Annotated in this window: 2 protein-coding genes; both read right to left on the reverse strand. The window is 67.9% G+C overall.

Translation table 11 applies throughout. The annotated features are described in order from the left end of the window. The coding region (locus tag ACLP9N_RS06905; protein ID WP_442406690.1) for a type I polyketide synthase at positions 1-3,900 on the reverse strand (3,900 nt) is incomplete at its 3' end. Between the two features lie 25 nt (positions 3,901-3,925). Beyond that, on the reverse strand, positions 3,926-5,149 hold a 1,224-nt coding region (locus tag ACLP9N_RS06910; protein WP_442406691.1), incomplete at its 5' end, for a type I polyketide synthase.

Below are 5,149 nucleotides of genomic sequence, written 5' to 3' on the forward strand. Positions count from 1 at the left end.
GGAGCGCACCAACCCCCACACCGCCGCACCCGCCAAATCCGTGACATCCTCACCGGCCAGACCCACCGCGCCGTGAGTCAGCACGACCAGCACGCCAGATCCATCGCCGGCCAGCCACGACTGCAACGTTTCCAACGCCTCATGCGCGGCCGTATGAACCGTCCCCAGCACGCCGTCGGTTCCCGAGCTCGGCTGCCACACGACCACGTTGTCGTCAATGCTGTTGTGCTCCAATGCCGCTGGTGACCACGCGACTTCAAAGAGCCGACCGCCGCCACCCGCGGCCGCCGCCACTGCGGCCGATAGCGCCTGCGCCGACACCGGACGAACCATCAACTCTCGCACCGACAGGACGGGCAAGCCCGCTCCATCGGCCAAGTCCACCGACACCGCCCCGGTGCCGGCCGGTGCTATGCGGACCCGAACCCGTGACGCCCCGGCGGCATGCAAACAGACGCCCTGCCAAGAAAATGGCAACATCGTCGCATCCCCACCGTCAGCAACGCCCCACGCGTGCAGGGCCGCATCGAGCACCACCGGGTGAATCCCAAAGCCTGCCACCGTTACGCCGTCACCGACGGCCACCTCGGCAAAGACCTCGGACCCCCGCCGCCACAACGCTCGCAGACCCCGAAACGCCGGCCCGTACTCATAGCCCCGGCGCGCCAACACCTCATACGGGTCACCCGCATCGACCGCCGACGCGCCCGCCGGCGGCCACACGGACAAATCCGCGCCCGAGTGCGCCAACCCTGGACTCAACACACCCTGCGCGTGCAACACCCATACCGAGTCCGGGCCCGCACCCCGCGAATAGACCCATACGCCACGCGAACCCGCCTCACCCGCAGCGTCGACGACGACCTGCACACGGGCCCCGCCGGCCGGTGGCAACACCAACGGAGCCAGCAACGTCAGCTCCTCCACCACCGAGCAGCCGACCTCGTCGCCCGCCCGCAAGAGCAACTCCACGAATCCCGCGCCGGGAAACAACACCACCCCGTCGACGACGTGATCGGCCAACCATGGCAACTGGCCCACGGACAACGAGCCCGTCAACACCACGCCACCCGAATCAGGCCGCTCCACCACGACGCCGAGCAACGGATGATCGGCCGGCAGCAGGCCGACGCCCCGCACGTCCGCCGACCCCGCTGACCCCGCTGCCCCCACAGGCAACCAAAACCGCTGCCGCACAAATCCGTACGTCGGTAGGTCGACCCGCTGCCCTCCCTCCAAGACCGCAAGCCAGTCGACGTTCACACCGCTGGTGAACAATTGCCCCAGCGCGGACAGCAGCGACTCGGCTTCGGGGCGGTCTTTGGCCAGCGTGACCGCTGATACCGCGGGTTCAGCGGTCAACGACTGCTCCACCGCGGCGGTGAGACCACCGCTAGGACCCACCTCGACGAAGACGTCGGCGCCCGACGACTCGGCGGCGCGCACGCCGTCGGCGAAGCGGACCGGCTGCCGCACGTGGTCAACCCAATACTGTGGCGACCCATATCCTGGCTCCGCCAACTTGCCGGTCAGGTTGGACACCAACCCAATCCGCGGTGGTGCGGCCGACACGCCGCCCAGAAGTTGCGAGAACTCCGCGAGCATGGGGTCCATCAACACCGAGTGAAACGCGTGCGACACCGCCAGCCGATGCACGCGTCTGCCCTGTTGCGCCAGCCGATCCGCCAGCGCGGTCACCCGAGCGTCCGCGCCCGAAATCACCACCGCGTTGGGGCCGTTCACCGCCGCAATGCTGACCTCCGCGCTCAGCTCGGTAAGCAGGGGCGCCACCTCGTGCTCGCTGGCGGCTACCGCCACCATCGCCCCGCCGGGAGGCAGTGCCGCCATCAACCGGCCCCGCGCCGCCACCACTTTGGCCGCATCCTCTAGCGTCAAGACTCCCGCCATGTAGGCGGCGGTGATCTCGCCCACCGAATGACCCGTGACCACGTCCGGCAGCACCCCCCAGTGCTGCAACAGCGCCGCCAACGCGACCTCGACGGCGAACAAGGCCGGCTGCGCGAACTCCGTGCTTTGCAGCAGTGCGGCGTCGCTGCCCCACATCACCTGCCGCAGCGGCAGACGCAGATGCGGTTCCAACGCCGATGCCGCGTCGTCGAACGCGCCGGCGAACACCGGATACCGTTGATAGAGCCGCTGGCCCATTCCCAACCGCTGGGCGCCCTGGCCGGGGAACACAAACACCGTTTTGCCCACCGTACGGGCGCGCCCCGTCACCACGCCCGCACCCGGCTCGCCGGCGGCCAGCCCGCCCAACTCCGTCATCAGCTGCTCACGGTCGGCGCCCGCCAGCACGGCCCGATGCTCGAACACCGCCCGTGTCGTCACCAACGACCAACCCACATCCGCCGGCGCCAGATCCGCCTTTTTGGTCAGGTGCGCAAGCAACCGCTGGGCCTGATTGGTCAGCGCCTGCTCGGAGCGAGCCGACAGTACCCAGGCGGTGAGCGTGTCATCGCGCTCAGGCGCAACAGTTTCCAGCGGCGGCTCCGGCGGAGCGTCTTCGGGAGCCTGTTCGAGGATCACGTGCGCGTTCGTGCCGCTGATCCCGAACGACGACACCCCGGCCCGGCGCGGGCCGTCCCCTTGCGACCACGGTCGCGACTCCGTCAACAGCGACACCGCTCCCGCGGACCAATCCACGTGCGGCGTCGGCACGTCTACATGCAACGTCTGCGGCAGCACTTCGTGCTGGATCGCCTGCACCATCTTGATCAGCCCGGCCACTCCCGCAGCAGCCGACGTGTGACCGATGTTCGATTTGATCGAGCCCAACCACAACGGCCGATCCTCGGGCCGACCCTGTCCGTAGGTCGCCAAAAGCGCCTGTGCCTCAATCGGATCCCCGAGGACGGTGCCCGTCCCATGACCTTCGACCAGATCGACATCCGCCGCCGTCAGCCCGCCGCTGGCGAGCGCCGCGCGGATGACCCGTTGCTGCGACGGCCCGTTCGGTGCGGTAAGTCCGTTGGAGGCGCCGTCCTGATTCACCGCCGAGCCCCGCACGAGCGCCAACACCGGATGCCCCAAACGCCGCGCGTCGGCCAGGCGCTCCACCACCAGCACGCCAGCACCTTCGGACCACGCGGTACCGTCGGCGGCACCGGCGTACACCTTGCACCGACCATCTGGGGCCAGCGCCCGCTGGCGGCTGAACTCGATAAATGCGGTGGGGGTGGCCATTACCGTCACACCGCCGATCAGCGCCAGGTCGCACTCACCCGACCGCAACGACTGTGCCGCCAGATGCAATGCCACCAACGATGACGAACACGCCGTGTCCACCGACACCGCCGGGCCCTCCAAGCCCAGCACGTAGGACACCCGGCCGGAGGCCACACTCGACGTCGCGCCGGTGAGCCCATAGCCCTCCAGCTCGCCCTCCACATGACCCCCGTAGCCGGCATGGATCACGCCGGCGAACACACCCGTCGCCGAACCTCGCAGCGTTGTCGGGTCAATTCCAGCCCGCTCCAAGGCTTCCCACGACAACTCCAGCATCAACCGCTGCTGTGGGTCCATGGCCAGCGCCTCGCTGGGCCCGATGCCGAAGAATCCGGCATCGAAATCACCGGCGTCGGCTAGGAACGAACCCTGTTGCACATACATTTTGCCTGGCGCGTCGGGATCCGGATCGAATAATTCCGCTATGTCCCAGCCCCGGCCCGCGGGAAAGTCGGACACCGTGTCGCGGCCCTCAATCACCATCTCCCACAGGCTTTCCGGTGAGTCCGCTCCACCCGGATACCGGCAGGCCATGCCGACCACCGCCACCGGTTCGGACAGCTTGCCCTCCAACTCCGACACCCGTCGTCGGGTGCGCCGCAGATCCGCGGCGAGGCGTTTCAAATAATCAACGTGCTTGTCGGTGACCGACACTGGTGGTGCTCCTTGTGAGGGGGATTTAGGAGCCGAGTTCTTCGTCAAGGATCGCGAAGAGTTGGCTTTCGGTGGCGCTGTAGAGGTCCGCGTCGATGGTGTCCTTGAGGTCATCGGGGTCGAGGTGGGCGCCCAGCGTCGTCAGCAGGGTTTGGATGCGGTTGGTCAGGTGAAGTTTGTCTTCGGGTTTCCAGTCGGGTTGGTTGAGCAGTGTCTGCAGTTCGCGGGTGATGTCGTTGAACCGGGCCATCAGGTTCGGCTGATCGGAGCCAGTGGTAGTGACCTCCAGCCGGCCGTCGAGGTGTTCGGCCAGCACGACGGGCGTCGGGTAGTCGAAGATCAGCGTGGGCGAAAGGCTGAGTCCCGTCGCGGATTTGAGCCGGTTACGCAGCTCGACGGCGGTCAGCGAGTCAAAGCCGAGGTCCTGAAAAACGCTGCCGGCGTTGATGTCTGCGGGGTTGGTGCGGCCCAGGACGGTGGCGGCGTTGCTGCAGACCAGGTCCACCAGTTGGCTGTGTCGCTGCTCGGCGGGCAGGCCGTGCAGTCGTGCGACAAGGCTCGTCATCGAGGCCGCCGTGGTGTCGGTTTCGTCGATGACACGCCGGCCGCGGCGCGCTACCAGCTGACGCAGCAGCGGGGGCAGCGCGGCACTGTGGCCGGCGAGCGCGGCAGGGTCGAGGCGGGTGGCCACCAGCATGGGGCGATCGGTGAGCATCGCGTTGTCGAACAGGCGCAGTGCCTGTTCGGTTGACATGGGCGCTAGCCCGAGGTTGCTCATGCGGGCCTTGTCGCGGTCGGCCAGGTGCCGGGTCATTGCGCTGGCTTGTTCCCACAGCCCCCAGGCCACCGACAACCCGGCCAGGCCGTGGGCGCGCCGGTGGGCCGCCAGCCCGTCGAGAAAACTGTTGGCCGCGGCGTAGTTGCCCTGCCCGGGGGTCCCCACGATTCCGGCCATCGACGAAAACATCACGAATGCCGACAGATCCAGATCTTGGGTGAGCTCATGCAAGTTCCACGCCCCGTCGACCTTGGCGCGCAGCACCGCGTCCATGCGCTCCGGCGTCAACGATGCGATCAACCCATCATCGAGCGCTCCCGCGGCATGGAACACGCCGCGGAGCGGATATTGATCCGGCAATTGGGCGATCAGTACCGCGACCGCATCCCGGTCGGCCACATCACAGGCCACCACCGACACCTGCGCTCCGGTGTTTTCGAGCTCGCCCACCAGCTCCGCGACACCCTCGGC

It is taken from the genome of Mycobacterium sp. (assembly GCF_052144515.1).
Lineage (GTDB): Bacteria > Actinomycetota > Actinomycetes > Mycobacteriales > Mycobacteriaceae > Mycobacterium.